This window comes from Bacillus sp. Root131, from assembly GCF_001429475.1.
GTDB classification, from domain to species: Bacteria; Bacillota; Bacilli; order Bacillales; family Bacillaceae_G; genus Bacillus_A; species Bacillus_A thuringiensis_S.
The window spans coordinates 1-1,814 of the sequence record NZ_LMJQ01000040.1; the positions used below are offsets into that span (position 1 = coordinate 1).

Genomic DNA, 1,814 nt, shown 5'->3' on the forward strand with positions numbered 1-1,814 from the left:
CTATTATACAAACGAACGATGGATATATAGCACCTCGGAATAGAGTAGAGCAAAAAATGGTAGAAATTTGGTCAGAGGTATTAGGGATTGACTCCTCTGCCATTGGAATAAACGATAATTTTTTTGAGTTAGGTGGACACTCTCTCCTAGCAACTAAAATAACTTCACGTTTAGGTGTTGATTTTTCAATTCTAGTACAAATACGTGATATATTTGAATACCCTACCATTAAACATTTCTCAAAACGTTTAACATTTTTATTGGGAAAAACGGGGGAGATCGATGTTTTTACACCATTACAATCAGTTAAACGTGAACAATACGAACCATTATCTTTCGCTCAACAGCGTTTATGGATAATGGATAAAATTGTAACAAATAGTGCGCTTTACAATGTCCCGATTGCATGGCGTTTAAAAGGAAAATGGAACATTGAGATGTTAAAAAAAGGATATAATGCAATAATACATCGCCATGAAATTCTACGGACAGTATTTCATGAAGTTGACGGAAAACCAGTGCAAATTGTTCAACAAGATATAACAGTTCCCTTATCAGTAATTGATTTGCGTTATCTTTCTCCTGAAGATAAAACATCTAAAATAGAAAATATATCAAAAATAGAAGCTAAAAAGCCATTTGATTTAAGCCAAGGACCTTTATTACGTACTCATTTAATAATAATGGACAATAAAGAGTTAGTACTTCTTTGTACCATCCATCATATTATTTTTGATCGCTGGTCATTAGATACCTTTATCAATGAATGGATGAGTTTTTATCAGGCATTTTTAGAAAACGAAACTGAAAAGCTTCCCCCTTTACCTGTTCAGTATATTGATTTTACAAAATGGCAAAAAAGTTGGTTAACAGAAGACATTATACAAAAACAAATAGCATATTGGGGGAAAGAATTACGCGGTTTACTTCCTATATTGGAACTCCCATTGGATTATCCTCGTCCAATAATACAAAGCTATAATGGAGATACGTATCAAATTGTCATACCCAATAAATTGTTAGAAAAAATAAAAGTATTCAATTCTAAGGAAGGCGTTACATTATTCGCCACATTATTAGCAAGTTATCAAGGGTTTCTTTCTCGTTATACCAATCAAAAAGATATTTTAGTAGGCAGCCCGATTGCAAATAGGAATTATCCAGGAGTTGAAGATCTTATTGGATTCTTTGCAAATACTGTAGTCTATCGTGCAGATTGCTCAAATAATATAACATTTAAAGAATTGGTCCAACAAATAAAGAAAAAAATGTTAGATGCACAAGAAAACCAGGACGTTCCTTTTGAAAAAGTTATAGAAGCTATACAACCAGAACGTGATATGAGTTATTCTCCATTATTTCAGACAATGTTTGTTTTTCACAATCAATTAAAAGAGTTACCAAAATTATTAGATCATAGCGTAGAAAAAATCCCTAGACATATGAATGGTGCAAAGTTTGATATAACTATAGCAATGGAAGAGATACCAACAGGATTACAAGTGGATTTTGAATATAATACAGACTTATTTAAGGTTTCTACAATAAAAAGAATGGCTCAATCTTTTGAAATTTGGCTAGATGAAATTTTACAATTTCCGGAGGAACCTATTGAGAATCTAAGAATACTCACTAAGAACGAAGAAAAGCAATTATTACATGAATGGACTAACATAGAGGGCAATTATCAAAAAGATGTAGTGATTCAAGAGTTATTTGAACAGCAAGTAATTCAGAATCCAGATTCTGTTGCGTTGGTATATAAAGATCAACAGTTAACTTATAAGGAATTAAATGAAAAAGTAAATCAATTA

General features: G+C 31.8%; 1 protein-coding gene. It reads left to right on the forward strand.

Annotated features, from left to right (window positions below):
- Positions 1–56: 56 nt before the first annotated feature.
- Positions 57–1,814: condensation domain-containing protein (locus ASE54_RS28220; RefSeq protein WP_235567872.1), on the forward strand; the 1,758-nt coding region annotated here is incomplete at its 3' end.